This window comes from Labrys wisconsinensis (assembly GCF_030814995.1).
Classification (GTDB): Bacteria; Pseudomonadota; Alphaproteobacteria; order Rhizobiales; family Labraceae; genus Labrys; species Labrys wisconsinensis.
Genome location: NZ_JAUSVX010000020.1, coordinates 112,419 through 128,058 on the forward strand (window position 1 = coordinate 112,419; position 15,640 = coordinate 128,058).

Consider the following 15,640-nt stretch of genomic DNA (forward strand, 5'->3'; position numbering starts at 1 on the left):
CATGAGCGCGCTCTACGCCATCATCGGCGACCCCATCGCGCAGGCGCGCTCGCCGGCGCTGTTCAACGCCCTCTATGCGGCGCGGGCCGTCGATGCCGCGATGGTGGCGCTGGAGGTGCCGGCGAGCGGGCTCGCTTCGCTTTTGGACGGCCTGCGCGAGGTCCGCAATTTCGGTGGCGCCGTCATCACCGTGCCCCACAAGATCGCAGCCGCGGGCCTTGCGGCCGGCGTCTCCGACCGGGTGCGCATCGCCGGCGCCGCCAACGTGCTGCGGCCGGTCCCTGGCGGCTGGGAGGCCGATCTCCTCGACGGCATCGGCTTCGTCGCCGGCCTCAGCCAGTGCGGCGTGGCGGCCGAGGGGCTCGCCGCCGCCGTGGTCGGGGCCGGCGGCGCGGGGCTCGCCATTGCCGCCGCCCTGCTCGCGGCCGGCGCGGCGCGCGTGGCCATCGCGGATCGCGACGCCGACCGGGCGCGGGCCGCGGTCGCCCGTCTCGGCGCGTCGCATCCCGGCCGGGTCGAGCGGCGCGATCCCGGCCCGCAGGACGATCTCGCCGTCAACGCGACGCCCTGCGGCATGGCGCCGGGCGATCCGCTGCCGTTCGAGGTCGCGGGCCTGCGCGCCGGCGCCGTCGTGGCCGACGCCATCATGAAGCCGGCGGTGACGCCGTTGCTCGAAGCCGCGGCCCGGCGCGGCCTTGCGACCTGCGAGGGGCGGCTGATGCTGGACGGGCAGGCCGAGGCGATCTGGGATTTCTTGCGGATGGGCGCGGCCGCCTCCGCGCCGGAGGGCTTGCCATGACGACCGTGCTGCTGCCGACCCCGGACGGGCGGACCGAGCCCTATGCGCTCACCGGCGCCGCTGCCTTTCCGGCCCGGGGGCGGGGCGCCTTCCCGCGCGTCGCCTATGCCGCCGCCCATGTGGTCGCCGATGCGCGGGCGCTGGAAGACCCCTGGCGCCAGCCGCGGATCGACTGGGAGGCGACGCTGCGCTTCCGCCATCATCTCTGGGACCTCGGCTTCAAGGTCGCCGAGGCGATGGACACCGCGCAGCGCGGCATGGGGCTCGACTGGCCCGGGGCAGCCGAGCTGATCCGGCGCGTGACGGCCGAGGCGCGCTCGACGCCCGGCGCCGACCTCGCCTGCGGCGTCGGCACCGACCAGCTGGAGCCGGGGCAGGCCCGCTCCCTCGCCGACGTCGTCGCGGCCTACGAGGCCCAGCTCGAGCATGTCGAGGCCTGCGGCGGGCGTGCCATCCTGATGGCGAGCCGGGCGCTTTGCCGGCTCGCGCGCGGCCCCGACGACTATCTCGCCGTCTATGACCGGCTGATCGGCCAGGCGCGTGGTAAGGTCGTCCTGCACTGGCTGGGCGACATGTTCGATCCCGCCCTGGCCGGATACTGGGGCAGCTATCAGGTCGACGCCGCGATGGCGACGGTGCTGGCGCTGATCGAAGCCCGCGCGGACCGGATCGAAGGCATCAAGATCTCGCTCCTGGAGGTCGAGCACGAGGTGCGGCTGCGCCGAGCCCTGCCCGAGGGCGTCAAGATGTTCACCGGCGACGACTTCAACTATCCCGGGCTGATCGCTGGCGACGGGGACCGGCACTCGCATGCGCTCCTCGGCATCTTCGATGCGATCGCGCCGGCCGCGGCGGCGGCGCTGGAGCAACTCGGCGCCGGGGACGTCGCAGCCTATCATCGCATCCTCGATCCCACGGTGGCGCTGTCGCGCAAGCTGTTCGAGGCGCCGACGCAGTTCTACAAGGCCGGCATCGTGTTCCTGGCCTGGCTCAACGGCTTCCAGGACCATTTCCGCATGGTCGGCGGCCTGGAATCGGCGCGGGGCATCCTGCACTATGCCGAGGTGTTCCGCCTCGCCGACCAGGCGGGCCTGCTTGCCGATCCCGACAGGGCGGCGGCCCGGATGCGGCATCTCGGCGCGCTCGCCGGCATCGGCTGACGAGCGCCCTCAGGGGAGCGTCACGATCATCGCCGAACCCGGCTCGGTGCGGACCGTGCGGCCGCCGGCGCCATCCACGGTGCGGTAGAGATCGGGCGTCGGCTTGCCGGTGTGGATGAAGCTCGCCATGTCGGTGGCGACCTCGTCCGGCGCCTCCCACGGCAGGTTGTGGCCGAGGTCGCTCGCGGGTTGCCCGGGCTTGGGCGGCGGATCGATGCCGTACTGTTTCCAGATCACCGGGATGGCGTTGGTGAGGGCGGCCTTGCGCAGGTCCTCGATCAGGGCGACCTGGTCGGGCTCGTGCGGGAAGATGGTGTCCTGCGCACCCCAGAGGATGAGCGCCGGCACCTTGAACTCGGCGAGGCGGGCGGTGTTGTCCGTGTCGAGCAGCGCCTCGCTCGCGCCGATCCAGGTGCCGAGGCGCGTTGCGGCGGTCTCCGGCACGATCGCCTTGACCAGGGCAGGATCGGCGAGGGGATCGACGTCCCAGTGCCAGGCGATCCAATTCTGGGCGTTGGGGTCGGCATCCGTCGGCGTGGCGTTCCACACGGCCTGCGGGCCGGCGCCCCTGGCCTGGAGCGCGGCCTGCCAGCGCCCGAGCACCGGGTCGCGCAGCACGCCGTCGCGGATCGCCGGATTGTCGCGGGCCCGCCCGGTGGTGGCGACGAGCACGACGCGCTCGACCCGCTCGGGATGATCGAGCGCCATTTCCTGTGCCACGATCGAGCCCATCGAATGGCCGGCAACCGTCGCCCTGGCGATCTTCAGGCCGTCCATGAAGGCGGCGAGGTCGTCGGCGAAGAGCCTGGGCGTGAAGCAGGACTTCGGGTCGGCCGGGCAGCCGGAGCCCGGCGGCATCGAGGAGGCGCCGTGACCGCGCTGGTCGGGCGCGAGGATGTGCAGCCGCGGCTCGCGGGCGTGCAGGGCCGCCATGGCCGGCGACCAGGAGCGGGCGGTGTCGGTCAGCCCGTGCAGCAGGATCACCGCCGGCCCGTCGGCGGGGCCGGTCTCGACATAGGCCATGCGGATGCCGGTCGGCAGGTCGAGGAAGCACTTCTCCTCGAGGCTGCCGCAGGCGGCCGCGGCGGGCAGCACGGCGGCGAGGAGCAGCGCGGCGCCGCCTGCCGCGGGCAAGCCGCCTCCTGGGCCTTGGATCATGCCACGTCTCCCGTCGGCGGCCGACCGGACCCGGGCCGTCTGTCGCCGGGCGCCGGGCTGCGTCTCGCGTGCCGCCCGGAAGGGTGATAGCGTGTCACGAGGCTGTTGCGACATCGCCACGACGCAAAAAATATGACGCCGGGGCGGCCTTTGTCGAGAAATAGCAACAATTGGTCGGTTGAAAGGCCGGACCCGTCGACGGACCATGGCGGAGCAGTCCGCGTATTCTCTTGTCCGACACCGGTTGCCGCTGCGCCCATGCTCGCTCGCTACGTCTTTGCCAAGATCTTCAGTGGCCGCGTCCTCAAGGTCGCCGCCGCCCTGGTGCTGACCGGGCTGGTGGCGTCCTCGACGCCGCTGCCGCCCAGCAGCATGAAGAGCCTGAAGATCAACAGCAAGGCGCTGGGTGGCAAGCTGCCGGTGATGGTCTATGTGCCGCAGGCGACGCCGCCGACCGGCGGCTGGCCGGTGCTCTACCTCCTGCACGGGCTCGGCGGCTGCGAACGCGACTGGGTCGAGCTCGGCGAGATCCAGGTGACGCTCGACCGGCTGATCGCGACCGGCCGCATCAGGCCGATGATGGTGGTGATGCCGGGCGCCGCCAACAGCTGGTATGTCGACAGCGGCACGGTGGGCGGGCCCGGCGACTACGAGACGGCGATCATCGAGGACCTGCCCAGGGCGATCCAGAAGCGCTTCCCCGTCGCCGTCTCGCCCAGGAGCCGCGCCATCGCCGGCGTCTCGATGGGCGGCTACGGCGCGCTGCGCCTGGCGCTGAAGCATCCGGAGATGTTCGGAGCCGTGGCCAGCATGTCGGGCGCCATCTGGCAGAACCTGCCGGTGGCTCTGGCGAACGGCGCCGGCAAGCCCTACGACGCCTTCCGCGACGCCGCCTATTTCCGGCGTCCCGACGCGGCGACAGTGGTCCCGGGCATCGACCTGCCGCCGGAGGGCGAGCATTTCGACGGCGCCTTCGGCGAGCCCTTCGACGCCGGCCGCTTCAACCGCCAGAACGTGTTCACGCTGCTCGCCAGCCAGATCGCCAAGGGCACGACGCTGCCGGCGATCTACCTCACCGTCGGCGACCACGACAGCCACAATCTCTGGCGCGGCTCGATCGCCCTCTACCAGACGCTGCAGGCCGACCGGCAGAAGGTCGAGTTCCGCGTCACCGACGGCGACCACACCTGGTCGCTGTGGCGGAAGTCGATCGAGGACACGCTCCTGTTCGTCGACCAGCGCTTCGCCGTCCCGGCCGCGCAGGCGCAGGCCGAGACCGGCGGCAAGGCTTCGTAGGGCGGCCGAGCCCGGCGCTATTCCTTCACGGCTCCGGTCATGCTCGACACGTAGTAGTCGACGAAGAAGGAATAGAACAGCGCGACCGGGACCGAGCCGAACAGGGCTCCCGCCATCAGCGCACCCCATTGATAGTCGTCGCCCTGGACGAGCTGGGTCAGCACCGCCACCGGCACCGTCTTCTTCTCCGAGGACTGGATGAAGGCGAGCGCGTAGATGAACTCGTTCCAGGACAGGGTGAAGGCGAAGATGCCGGCGGAGATCAGGCCGGGCACCGCCAGCGGCAGGGTGATCTTGCGCAGGATCTGCAGGCGCGTCGCCCCGTCGATCATGGCGCATTCCTCCAGCTCGTAGGGGATCGACTTGAAGTAGCCGATCAGGAGCCAGGTGCAGAACGGTATCAGGAAGGTCGGGTAGGTCAGGATCAGGGCGAGCTTCGAATCGTAGAGGCCGAACTGGAAGATCACCGTCGCCAGCGGGATGAACAGGATCGACGGCGGCACGAGATAGGCGAGGTAGATCGCCAGGCCCACCCATTCCGAGCCGCGGAAGCGCAGGCGCTGGATGGCATAGGCGGCGAGCACGCTGGCGAACAGCGACAGCGCCGTCGCCGCGATGGCGACCGTCATGGTGGTCGCCAGCCATTGCGGATAGTCGGTCTCGAACAGGAGCTTCCTGACGTTGTCGAGCGTCGGCGAATGCACGAAGAACGGGTTGTAGGTCTTGTAGTCGTAGAGCTCGGCGTCCGGCTTGAAGGTCGTCACCGCCATCCAGTAGAACGGGAACAGCAGCACGAAGACGAAGCAGGCGAGCGGCAGGTAGAGCGTCACCAGCCGGCGATAGCCCGAGCTCCAGGAGATCGGGGTGCCGCGGCGCAGCTCGCCGCCCTGGGCGGTTGCGTCAGTCATCGCGGCCTCCTTGCTGCCACTTGCGCCGGGCCAGGCCGAAATAGCTGCCGAGCGTGGCCGCGACCAGGAAGGGGATCATCGCCACGGCGATCGCCGCGCCTTCGCCGAGCTGCCCGCCGGGGATGCCGCGCTGGAAGGCCAGCGTCGCCATCAGGTGGGTCGAGTTGACCGGGCCGCCGCGGGTGATGGCGTAGACGAGCTGGAAATCGGTGAAGGTGAACAGCACCGAGAAGGTCAGCACCACGGAGAGGACCGGCATCAGCATCGGCACGGTCACGTGGCGGAAGCGCTGCCAGGCGCTCGCCCCGTCCAGCATCGCCGCCTCGTAGAGCGAGACGGAGATGGTCTGCAGGCCGGCCAGCAGGCTGATGGCGACGAAGGGGATGCCGCGCCAGACATTGGCGGCGATCAGCGACAGCCGCGCCGACCAGGGCGAGCCGAGGAAGTCGACATTGGTCGTGCGCACATGCAGCACGTCCTTGAGGAAATAGGAGATGATCGAGAACTGGGGATCGTAGATCCACCAGAAGGCCATGGCGGAGAGCACGGTCGGCACGATCCAGGGCACCAGCACGATGGCGCGGATCAGCGACTTGAACGGCACGTGCTCGTTGAGGAGCAGGGCCAGCCACAGGCCGAGGCCGAACTTCAGCACGGTGGCGAGGGCGGTGTAGAACAGCGTGTTGCCGACCGAGAGCCAGAAGATCGGGTCCTGGCCGATCGAGACGAAATTGGCGAGGCCGACGAACTGGCCGGCCCGCCCGATCTTGGTGTCGGTGAAGGCGAGCCAGAAGCCGAGCCCCAGCGGGTATGTCAGGAAGACGACGAGGAGCCCGATCGCCGGGAACAGGCAGACGGCGACGAGGAAGGGCTTCCAGTCGAAGAGCCGCGTCAGCCACCCGTCCGGTACGACGGCCCGGTCGGCCCGCGTGATGGTCATGGCCATGGTCGACCCCATGCAGGAAAGGGGAGGCCGGCGCGGATGGCCGCGCCGGCCCGGCGATCAGCCCTGGTAGTAGCGCTTGGCCCGCCGCTCGGCCTCGGCGGCCGCATCCTCCGGCGTCGAGGCACCGGTGCAGGCGGCGGCGACCATGTCGACCATGACGTAATCGGCGACCACCGCCGCGGACTTCTCGCTGACCGGGCCCTTGTAGGCCAGCCAGAGCGAGTCCTGCATGGTGTCGCGATAGACCGTCACCTTGGGATCGATGGTCCAGACGTCGCTCTTGGCATAGGCCTTCAGGGGATGGGCCCAGTAGCCGAGCGAGGCCGTCAGCCATTTGTCGTACTGCTCCACCTCCATGAGGTAGAGCAGATAGGCCCGGGCGGCATTGGGATAGGCGGTGTGCTTGAAGATCATCGAGTTGACGACGAGCGCCGTCTCGGTGCCGAAGCCGACCGGGCCGACCGGCATGCGCGCATTGTCGACGTCCGCGGCGAGCGCGGCGATGTTGGGATCCTTGGCGTTCTTGAAGGAATTGTAGAGCGACACGCCGTTCTGGGTCGCCGCGATTTCGCCGGCCAGCATCGCCTTGTTGTTGGAAGGGTCAAGCCAGGACTGGGTGCCGGGCACGAAGGTCTCGTAGAGCGCCTTGCCGTATTTCAGCGCCTCGATCGTCTGCTTGGAATTGATCGTGACCTTCTGGGCCTCGTCGATCATGTGGCCGCCGAAGGCCCAGACCAGCCAATGGCAGAAGGAATTGGCGTCGCCAACGGCATGGCCGAGCGTGAAGCCGACGGGATGGCCGATCTTCTGCAGGCCCTGGCACATCTTGAGGAAGTCGTCGGTATTCTTCGGGAAGGCGTCGAACCCGGCTTCCTTGACCCAGCCGGCGCGATAGACGGCGGCGCCGCCGGTGCCGCCGAGCGGGATGGCGATCCAGTTGTTGGTGCCGAAATGCTTGCCGAGACGCTCGGCCAGCGGATACCAGCCGCCATATTTCTTGCCGAGATACTCGGCGATGTCGGTGAGCTCGATCAGCTTGTCGGTATAGAGGTGCGGGTCGTCGGTCCAGCCGATGACCACGTCGGGGCCGGCGCCGGTATTGGCCGTCACGGCGGTCTGGGGCCGCAGGTCCTCCCAGGCCTGGTAGTCGACCTTGACCTGGACGCCGGTCGCCTCGGTGAACGCCTTGGTGTTCGCGTTGAAGGCGGTCTCGTCGCCCGGCACGAACTTGGCCGGGCGCAGCACGCGCAGGCTGGCGCCGCTCTCGATGTCGATCTTCGGCGGCGTGGCGTCGGCGGTCGGCACGGCGGCACGCGCGGCCTGGCCGAACGGCGAGGCCAGAGCAGCGGCGCCGATGCCGAGGCCGAGCGTCTGGCGACGGGTGAATCGTGTCATGGCAGTCCTCCCCTTTCGTTGAACCTTCGATGAGACGCATCGGGGCGTCGTCCAGGCCCGCCGGGTGCGGGCGGGCAGCTCCTCAGCAGGCCGGCACCGCGTGCGCGCGGACAGGGCGGCCGTTCGACGGCCCCGGCTCGGACCGGGATTGCCGGCAGGCGGATACGGCCTCTCCGGCTCTGCTCGAGAGCATGTCAGGACCTCCCCTTTTGATGGATCCGCCGTCGGCCGGCGTCTTGGTCTTGGCGGCCGGCATCGAGACCGGGCGCAGGTCCGGGTTCACCAGCCACCATAGGGCAGAACCCGACGCAATGCTTGCGGTGTTACTGTCAGCAGAGTAACATGTCAATACGTGCTCACCAAGAGGCCGCCATGGTCCGAGCCGACGGTGCCGTCCTGCCGCCGCCTTGGCCATGCCGGGCGCCGCCGATACGATCGAGCGCTTGCGATTCGACGCGCATGCGGGCCGGCCTGCCGGCCGGAGGCCGGCGGGCCGACGAGAAACGTGGATGTCATGCACAAGCCGAACGAGACCCGTGAAACGGGCACCCAGCGCGAGCGAGCCTATCATTCCTTCACGCGCCACCTGCTGGCGAGCAGCGTCCGGCCCGGCCAGTTCGTCTCCCAGCGCGAGCTGGTGGAGCTGACCGGCATGCCGCTCGGCGCCATCCGCGAGCTGGTGCCGCGCCTGGAGGCCGAGGGGCTGATCACCACCGTGCCGCAGCGCGGCATGCAGATCGCCGCGCTCGACTTCAACCTGATCCGCGACGCCTATCAGTTCCGCCTGTTCCTGGAGAAGGAGGCGGTCGCCGTCTTCGCGGCCGAGGCTTCCGACGAGGCGATCGCGCAGCTCAGGGCGGAGCACGAGGCGATCCTGCGCGAAGCGGAGGCCGGCCCGATCCCACCGGCCCTGGTCGCCCGGGCGCAGGCGGTCGACTGGGCCATGCACGACACCATCGTCGACGCGCTCGGCAACCAGATCGTCTCCAAGTCCTACCAGGTCAATGCGCTGAAGATCCGGCTGATCCACCAGAGCCGGACCCGCATCAACGGCCATGTCGTGCCCGTCATGCGCGAGCATCTCGGCATCATCGCCGCCATGGAGGCCCGCGATCCCGTGGCCGCGGCGGGAAGGCTGGCCGCCCATATCGTCGGCGGCCGCGACCGGGCGCTCGGCCTGCGCTGAAGGCGCGCTCCGCTCGAAGCAGGTTCTCCCGAACCTGCTTGACTTGGCCGTGCCGGCGGCTCAGGCGCGCAGGCGCCTGCCGCTGTCCTTCTCGAACACCAGCGCCAGGTCGGCGCGCGGCTTGAGATGGATGGTCTCGCCGGGGCGCAGCGGATGGCGCTCGCGGAACACGGCGGTGATCTCCTTGCCGCCGAGGCGGGCCAGGACCTGGATCTCCGCGCCGGTCGGCTCGACCACCACCACCTCGGCCGGCAGGCCGTCATCGGCCAGCATGATGTGCTCGGGGCGGGTGCCGTAGACGACCTTGGTGCCGTTGGCCGCGGCCGGCGCAGGCGAGAGCGGCAGGCGGGTGCCGTCGGCCGCCACCACGGCCGGCGCGGCGCCCGAGGTGTCGAGCGTGCCCTCGATGAAGTTCATGGCGGGCGAGCCGATGAAGCCGGCGACGAACAGGTTGGCCGGATCGTCGTAGAGATCGAGGGGCGCGCCGATCTGCTCGATCTTGCCGGCATGCATCACCACGATCTTGTCGGCCATGGTCATGGCCTCGATCTGGTCGTGGGTGACGTAGACCGTCGTGGTCTTCAGGCGCTGGTGCAGCTCCTTGATCTCGGCCCGCATGGCGACGCGCAGCTTGGCGTCGAGGTTGGACAAGGGCTCGTCGAACAGGAACACCTGCGGATCGCGCACGATGGCCCGGCCCATGGCGACGCGCTGGCGCTGGCCGCCGGAAAGCTGGCGGGGATAACGGTCGAGATAGCGGCCGAGGTCGAGGATGTCGGCGGCCTTCTTGACGTGCTGGTCGATGGTGGCCTTGTTGGCGCCCTTCAGCTTCAGCGAGAAGCCCATGTTGTCGCGCACGCTCATGTGGGGATAGAGCGCGTAGTTCTGGAACACCATGGCGATGTCCCGCTCCTTCGGCGGCACGTCGTTGACGACGCGGCTGCCGATGGCGATCTCGCCGGCGCTGATCTGCTCCAGGCCGGCGATCATGCGCAGCAGGGTCGACTTGCCGCAGCCGGACGGCCCGACCAGGATGACGAACTCGCCGTCCTGGATGTCGATGGACACGCCATGCAGAATCTGGGCGGCGCCGAACGCCTTGCGCACGTCACGGATCGTCACGGATGCCATCGAATATCCTCCAGAGGGTGATGCGTCGTTGTGCTCGCATCTGCCATTCACCGGACCATTGTGTCGGCGACGGCGCCGATCTGCAACCCTGGAAGACGAGAAACCGCGCGATGACGACGGTGTGACGCGCCCGAGGGCCGGCGCCATGCCGTCGCCGTCGCGCCGCAGGCAACCGGGCATCAGTCGACGAATCCTGCGTGGCCGATCCGAGCCGGGCGCCTTCCGGGAAGGTCCTCCGGGGCGAGGGCGGGCATGGCCAGCAGCGGATCGACGAAGGAGGGAATCTTGCTCCTCAGCCGACTCCATTCGTCATGGGACAGGATCACCGCGGCAGGACGGCCATGCCCGATGATCATTGTCGGCTCGCCATGCTCGGACGCATCGACAACGGCCGACAAGGTCCTCTTCGCCTCCCGCAGCGGCAATTCCTTCATGAGCTCGCCTCGTGATCCAGCATCAATAGCGGACATCTCGCGCGGGTTCGAGCATTGCCCTGGGGAGGCGCCCGGCCGGCGGGCTCAGGCCGCCTCCGCCAGGGCATAGACGCGCAGGCGATGGCCGTCGGGGTCGAGGGCGACGAAGGTGCGGCCGAAATCCATGTCGGTCGGCGGCTGCAGGATGCTGAGGCCACGCTCGCGCCAGTCGGCGTGGAGCGCGTCGACCGTGCCCGTCCTGGCGACGGAGAAGGCGACCTCCCCGCCGCCGCCTCCGGCGGTCGCGGCGGGCTCGACGGTGTGGCGCGACCACAGGCCGAGCTTGAGGCCGCCCTCCATCACGAACAGGGCGAAGGCGGGCGAGGATTCGACCGGCTTCCGGTCGAGCAGGCCGGCATAGAAGTCGGCGCTCGCCGGCGGATTGTCGACATAGAGGATGACGTGGTTGATGTCGGGCATCACGGCCTCCTTGCTGGGGGGAGGCCCAGTCCTAGCCCGGCCTGCTGCCGGATCCTGTCAGCAGCGCGCAGCGCCGGCCGCCGGATTGCTCGGCGTGCCGCAAAGGGATTTCTGCCGAATCGCCGCTGATCACGGCAGACGATCCGGGCTATGTTTGCCGTCAGGGCAGGGCGGCGCCGACGGGCGGGCCAGCCGGCGCCGCGATGGATTGCGAAAGGATCATCGGATGGACAGGCTCAAGGGCAAGCGCGCCCTGATCACCGGCGGCACCAGCGGCATCGGCCTCGCGACGGCCCGACGTTTCGTGGCGGAGGGTGCGCGCGTGGCGGTGACGGGAACCGATTCCACCCGTCTGGAGGCGGCTCGCTCGGCGCTGGGCCCCGACGCCGTGGCCATCCCGGTCGATTCCGGCGACGCAGCCGCCCAGAAGGGCGTGGCCGAGGCCGTCGCCTGCGCCTTCGGCCAGCTCGACGCGGTGTTCGTCAATGCCGGCATCGGTGATTTCCGGCCGCTGGAGCAATGGGACGAGGCCGGCTTCGACCGCTCGCTGGCCGTCAATTTCAAGGGCCCATTCTTCCTGGTGCAGGCGCTGCTGCCGGTGCTGGCGAACCCGGCCTCGATCGTGCTCAACACCTCGATCAACGCCCATATCGGCATGCCGAATTCGAGCGTCTACGCCGCCAGCAAGGCCGCGCTGCTCTCGCTCGCCCGCACCCTCTCGGGCGAGCTCCTGCCACGCGGCATCCGGGTCAACGCCGTGAGCCCCGGCCCGGTCGCCACGCCCCTGCACGGCAAGATCGGCATGGACGAGGCGGCAATCCGCAGCTTGGCTGGCCAGATCCCGCTCGGCCGGCGCGGCGATCCCGACGAGATCGCCCAGGCCGTGGTCTTCCTCGCTTCCGACGAGGGCGGCTTCACCGTCGGCAGCGAGTTCATCATCGACGGTGGGATGAGCACGCTGTGAACGGCAGGGACCGGCGTCGTCCGCCGGTCCCCTCGTTTCAGCGCACCAGGATGTTGCGGAACTGCCAGGGATCCGAGGCGTCGATGTCCTCGGCAAAGAAGCCCGGCCGGTCCTGCAGCGGCGTCCAATCGGTGTAATAGCCCTTGACCGGCCCGAGATAGGGTTTCTGCACCTCGAGGCAGCGGCGGAAATCCATCTCGTCGGCCTCGACGATGCCGGCCTTCGGGTTCTCCAGCGCCCAGACCATGCCGGCGAGCACGGCCGAGGTCACCTGCATGCCCGTGGCGTTCTGGTAGGGGGCGAGGTCGCGCGTCTCCTCCACCGAGAGCTGCGAGCCGTACCAGTAGGCATTCTTGCCATGGCCGTAGAGCAGCACGCCGAGCTCGTCGACGCCGTCGACGATGTCGTGCTCGTCAAGGATCTCGTGCGTCTCCTGCATCCTGCCGGCCCGGCCGAACATCTCGTGCAGCGACAGCACCGCATCGTTGCAGGGGTGGTAGGCATAGTGGCAGGTCGGGCGGTAGGCGACCGCGCCGCCCTCGCGCACGGTGAAATAGTCGGCGATCGAGATCGCCTCGTTATGCGTCACCAGGAAGCCGTATTGCGGTCCGGGCGTCGGGCACCAGGTCCGCACGCGGGTGTTGGCGCCGGGCTGCAGGAGGTAGATGGCTGCCCCGCAGCCCTCGGCATGCGTGCGGCCGTTCTCCGGCATCCAGGCCTCGTGCGTGCCCCAGCCGAGCTCGGCGGGCTGGACACCCTCGGACAGGAAGCCTTCCACGGACCAGGTGTTGACGAAGACGTCGCGGGGCTTGGGCTTGCGCGAGCGCTGGGTGTCGCGCTCGGCGATATGAATGCCCTTGACGCCGAGGGCCTGGGCCAGGCGGGCCCATTCCTCGCGCGAGGTCGGCTCGGCGCCCGTGTGGCCGGTGTCGGCGGCCAGGTTGAGCAGCGCCTGCTTGACGAACCAGGAGACCATGCCGGGATTGGCGCCGCAGCAGGAGACGGCGGTGGTGCCGCCGGGATTGCCGCGCCTGGCAGCGAGCACGGTCTCGCGCAGCGCATAGTTGGTGCGCGCCTCCGGCCCCGCGCTCTTATCGAAATAGAAGCCGAGCCAGGGCTCGACCACGGTGTCGATGTAGAGCACGCCGAGCTCGCGGCAGAACTCCATGATGTCGAGCGAGGAGGTGTCGACCGAGAGGTTGACGCAGAAGCCCTGGCCGCCGCCGGCGGTGAGCAGCGGCTGCAGCAGCGCCTTGTAGTTGTCGCGCGTCACCGCCGCCTTGATGAAGCGGATACCGCGCTCGTCGAGGAGGCGGCGGTCCCGGTCGTTGGGGTCGATGACCACGAAGCGCGACGTGTCGAACTCGAAATGGCGTTCGATCAGGGGCAGCACGCCGCGGCCGATCGAGCCGAAGCCGATCATCACGATGGGGCCGTCGATCTTGGCGTGAACGGGCCAGGTGCTCATGGTGCGCTCTCCGTCAGGTCAGGGTCGGCGTGGGCTTAGGCGGTGGCGGGCAGGTCCGCAACGCTTTTGTGCCAGAAGGGTGACGGCGACGTGACGGGCGGGCCAGCGGGGCGGCCCGTCACGTCGCACGGAGTCATGCGGCGCGGGCGAAGCCGGCCTCGTTGGCGGCGCGCGCCACCAGCGCGGCGAAATCCGGCGCGGGAGCACGCTCGCCGGTGGCGTTGACCAGGCCGGCGGCGCCGTCCAGCGCCCCCGGCACCAGCTCCAGGCCGAGGAAGCGCTCGCGGTCCACCGGTCCCGGCAGCCACAGGTCGCGGGTCGGCGCGGCGTCGAAGCCGAAGCGCTGGTAATAGGGCGCGTCGCCGACCAGCAGCACGGCGCGATGGCCGAGCAGGGCCGCCCGCGCCAGGGCATGGCGCATCAGCTGGCCGCCGATGCCTTCGGAGCGATGCGCCTCGTCCACCGCCAACGGCCCGAGCAGCAGGGCCCGGCGGCCGGGACCGGCGGAGACGTGCCAGAGGCGGACGGTGCCGACGAGGCGCCCGTCGCCGACCGCCGAGAAGGACAGATCCTCCGCCGGCAGCCGGCCCTCGCGCAGGCGCTCGCAGGTCTTGGCGAAACGGTTGGCGAGGGCGGCGTCGAGCAGGGCCTCGCGGGCGTCGTGGTGGCGCGGGATTTCCGGGACAATACGGATCATGGCCGTGGCTCCCTTCGGAAGCGACAGACAAAAGGAAGATGCGGCGGCCTCGCAGCCGCCGCGGCGATGTCGGGGAAAGGGCGGTTCCGGCGGCGGGGCCGCCGGAACGGGGTCAGATCACCACGGAGGCCAGCGGCGGGAAGCCGTTGAAGCCGACCGACGAATAGGTCGTCGTGTAGGCCCCGCAGGCTTCGATCAGCACCTTGTCGCCGATCGCCAGGCTCACCGGCAGCTCATAGGGCGTCTTCTCGTAGAGGACGTCCACGGAATCGCAGGTCGGGCCGGCGATGACGCAGGGCGCCGTCGCTTCCCCGTCGCGCAGGGTGCGGATGGGGTAGCGGATCGCCTCGTCCATGGTCTCGGCGAGGCCATGGAACTTGCCGATGTCGAGATAGACCCAGCGGACCTCGTCGTCCGCCGACTTCTTCGACACCAGCACCACCTCCGCCTCGATCATGCCGGCCTCGCCGACCATGCCGCGACCGGGCTCGATGATGGTCTCGGGCATCCGGTTGCCGAAATGGCGCGACAGCGAGCGGAAGATCGCCTCGCCATAGGCCGGCACGCCGGGCATGGCGCGCAGGTACTTGGCCGGGAAGCCGCCGCCCATGTTGACCATGGCGAGGTTGATGCCGCGCTCGGCGAGCTCGCGGAACAGGCCGGCCGCCGTGGCGAGGGCGTTGTCCCAGGCCTCGACATTGCCCTGCTGCGAGCCGACATGGAACGAGATGCCGTAGGCAACCAGCCCGAGGTCGTGCGCGTGCTCGAGCACGATCGAGGCCATGGCGGGCACGCAGCCGAACTTCTTCGACAGCGGCCATTCGGCGCCGGCGCCGTCGCAGAGGATGCGGCAGAACACCCGGCTGCCCGGCGCGGCGCGGGCGACCTTCTCCACCTCGGCTTCGCAATCCACCGCGAAGAGGCGCACGCCGAGCTCGTAGGCACGGGCGATGTCGCGCTCCTTCTTGATGGTGTTGCCGAAGGAGATGCGGTCCGCCGTGGCGCCGGCCGCCAGCGCCTGCTCGATCTCGACCACCGAAGCGCAGTCGAAGTTCGAGCCGAGACGGGCGAGCAGGCCGAGAATCTCCGGCGCCGGGTTGGCCTTCACCGCGTAGAAGACGCGGGTGTCGGGCAGGGCATGGGCAAAGGCGTGGTAGTTGCGCTCGACCACGTCGAGGTCGACCACGAGACGGGGCGCGTCGGAGGGGTTGCGGCGGAGATAGTCGAGGATACGGTCGGTCATGGCGGGGCCTCCCCACAGTCCGAATGGCAGGTGACGGCGCACCGGCCCCACGGCCCGGCGCGGTGGAGGCGCGGGACGCGGAGACGACGATCCGCCCGACGCCGCGACCACCGGAGCAGCCGCGCGACGGGATGACGAGCCGGCACGACACGTCTCAGGGAGAACGCGTCAGCCGATGGAACTGCCTTGGATTGGATCGGGAAAACCCGGTCCGCACGCCTGGCAAGAGAAACAAGCCTCTTCAGTCGCCGGATCTGGAAACCGGCTGAGACCAAAAAAGCCCGCTTCGTCGTTGCTTCAAGCTGCGTCCCCCGCGGAGTACGGGGTTCACCGGTCGCCTCCGGCTGCCGATCTGTGTTTGGAGCTCGATGGCTTGCGCCACCTCGAAGGGTCACA

At 69.7% G+C, this 15,640-nt stretch carries 15 protein-coding genes; 5 read left to right on the forward strand and 10 right to left on the reverse strand.

Features of this window, described 5'->3' with window-relative positions; all coding sequences use genetic code 11:
* Window position 1: 1 nt before the first annotated feature.
* Window positions 2–799 (forward strand): shikimate dehydrogenase family protein, encoded by a 798-nt coding sequence (locus tag QO011_RS35730; protein WP_307283240.1) that lies wholly within the window; start codon window positions 2–4, stop codon window positions 797–799.
* A complete protein-coding gene (locus tag QO011_RS35735; RefSeq protein ID WP_307283242.1) occupies window positions 796–1,959 on the forward strand; it encodes a dihydrodipicolinate synthase family protein in 1,164 nt (387 codons plus the stop codon). The genes QO011_RS35730 and QO011_RS35735 overlap by 4 nt, the downstream gene beginning before the upstream one ends.
* A gap of 9 nt (window positions 1,960–1,968) precedes the next feature.
* Here the strand turns inward: QO011_RS35735 and QO011_RS35740 are convergent, their stop codons facing one another.
* The gene (locus QO011_RS35740; protein ID WP_307283245.1) at window positions 1,969–3,093 is read right to left on the reverse strand and encodes an alpha/beta fold hydrolase; all 1,125 of its coding nucleotides are present in this window, start codon (window positions 3,091–3,093) and stop codon (window positions 1,969–1,971) included.
* Between the two features lie 282 nt (window positions 3,094–3,375).
* Between QO011_RS35740 and QO011_RS35745 the strand changes: the two genes are divergently transcribed.
* Window positions 3,376–4,413, forward strand: coding sequence for an alpha/beta hydrolase (locus QO011_RS35745; protein WP_307283248.1), 1,038 nt, complete (start codon window positions 3,376–3,378; stop codon window positions 4,411–4,413).
* A 17-nt stretch (window positions 4,414–4,430) separates the two neighbouring features.
* On the opposite strand, the gene QO011_RS35750 is transcribed toward QO011_RS35745, so the two are convergent.
* The 3 genes from QO011_RS35750 to QO011_RS35760 are packed head-to-tail and all read right to left on the reverse strand — an operon-like array spanning window position 4,431 to window position 7,662.
* Entirely contained in the window at window positions 4,431–5,321 is an 891-nt protein-coding gene (locus QO011_RS35750; protein WP_307283251.1) for a carbohydrate ABC transporter permease, read from the reverse strand.
* The gene (locus QO011_RS35755; protein WP_307283254.1) at window positions 5,314–6,267 is read right to left on the reverse strand and encodes a carbohydrate ABC transporter permease; all 954 of its coding nucleotides are present in this window, start codon (window positions 6,265–6,267) and stop codon (window positions 5,314–5,316) included. The genes QO011_RS35750 and QO011_RS35755 overlap by 8 nt, the downstream gene beginning before the upstream one ends.
* Window positions 6,268–6,324: 57 nt before the next feature.
* Window positions 6,325–7,662 carry an ABC transporter substrate-binding protein gene (locus tag QO011_RS35760; protein WP_307283257.1) on the reverse strand — a complete coding sequence of 446 codons (1,338 nt, stop codon included), beginning with the start codon at window positions 7,660–7,662 and terminating at the stop codon, window positions 6,325–6,327.
* Window positions 7,663–8,176: 514 nt separating this feature from the next.
* On the opposite strand from QO011_RS35760, the gene QO011_RS35765 reads away from it, so the two are divergent.
* Window positions 8,177–8,848 (forward strand): GntR family transcriptional regulator, encoded by a 672-nt coding sequence (locus tag QO011_RS35765; protein WP_307283259.1) that lies wholly within the window; start codon window positions 8,177–8,179, stop codon window positions 8,846–8,848.
* Window positions 8,849–8,908: 60 nt separating this feature from the next.
* Here QO011_RS35765 and QO011_RS35770 read toward each other — a convergent pair whose 3' ends face one another.
* From QO011_RS35770 to QO011_RS35780, 3 genes are all read right to left on the reverse strand, one after another.
* Window positions 8,909–9,979: an ABC transporter ATP-binding protein gene (locus tag QO011_RS35770; RefSeq protein ID WP_307283262.1), complete on the reverse strand. Its 1,071-nt coding sequence runs from the start codon at window positions 9,977–9,979 to the stop codon at window positions 8,909–8,911.
* A 179-nt stretch (window positions 9,980–10,158) separates the two neighbouring features.
* Window positions 10,159–10,413 carry a type II toxin-antitoxin system Phd/YefM family antitoxin gene (locus QO011_RS35775; RefSeq protein WP_307283265.1) on the reverse strand — a complete coding sequence of 85 codons (255 nt, stop codon included), beginning with the start codon at window positions 10,411–10,413 and terminating at the stop codon, window positions 10,159–10,161.
* A gap of 84 nt (window positions 10,414–10,497) precedes the next feature.
* Window positions 10,498–10,872 carry a VOC family protein gene (locus QO011_RS35780; protein ID WP_307283266.1) on the reverse strand — a complete coding sequence of 125 codons (375 nt, stop codon included), beginning with the start codon at window positions 10,870–10,872 and terminating at the stop codon, window positions 10,498–10,500.
* A gap of 226 nt (window positions 10,873–11,098) precedes the next feature.
* Between QO011_RS35780 and QO011_RS35785 the strand changes: the two genes are divergently transcribed.
* The gene (locus QO011_RS35785; protein ID WP_307283271.1) at window positions 11,099–11,836 is read left to right on the forward strand and encodes an SDR family oxidoreductase; all 738 of its coding nucleotides are present in this window, start codon (window positions 11,099–11,101) and stop codon (window positions 11,834–11,836) included.
* A 37-nt stretch (window positions 11,837–11,873) separates the two neighbouring features.
* Here QO011_RS35785 and QO011_RS35790 read toward each other — a convergent pair whose 3' ends face one another.
* From QO011_RS35790 to QO011_RS35800, 3 genes are all read right to left on the reverse strand, one after another.
* Window positions 11,874–13,304 (reverse strand): homospermidine synthase, encoded by a 1,431-nt coding sequence (locus tag QO011_RS35790; protein WP_307283273.1) that lies wholly within the window; start codon window positions 13,302–13,304, stop codon window positions 11,874–11,876.
* A 133-nt stretch (window positions 13,305–13,437) separates the two neighbouring features.
* Entirely contained in the window at window positions 13,438–14,001 is a 564-nt protein-coding gene (locus QO011_RS35795; protein ID WP_307283276.1) for a GNAT family N-acetyltransferase, read from the reverse strand.
* Window positions 14,002–14,113: 112 nt separating this feature from the next.
* Complete coding sequence (locus QO011_RS35800; RefSeq protein ID WP_307283279.1) at window positions 14,114–15,244, reverse strand: type III PLP-dependent enzyme; 1,131 nt, start codon at window positions 15,242–15,244, stop codon at window positions 14,114–14,116.
* Window positions 15,245–15,640 lie beyond the last annotated feature (396 nt).